The 224-nt window shown below is 58.5% G+C and carries 1 protein-coding gene; it reads left to right on the forward strand.

The annotated features are described in order from the left end of the window. On the forward strand, positions 1-224 hold a 224-nt coding region (locus SB756_RS36550; protein ID WP_410914153.1), incomplete at both ends, for a GTP-binding protein.

Raw genomic sequence — 224 nt, forward strand, 5'->3', positions numbered from 1 at the left:
TCGGCTCCGGAAGAAAAAGCGCGCGGTATCACCATCAACACCGCTCACGTCGAGTACAACTCGAACATTCGTCACTACGCTCACGTTGACTGCCCAGGTCACGCTGACTACGTGAAGAACATGATCACCGGTGCTGCCCAGATGGATGGCGCGATCCTGGTTTGCTCGGCCGCCGATGGTCCGATGCCACAAACCCGTGAGCACATCCTGCTGTCCCGTCAGGT

This window comes from Pseudomonas sp. SIMBA_068, assembly GCF_046534705.1.
Classification (GTDB): Bacteria; Pseudomonadota; Gammaproteobacteria; order Pseudomonadales; family Pseudomonadaceae; genus Aquipseudomonas; species Aquipseudomonas putida.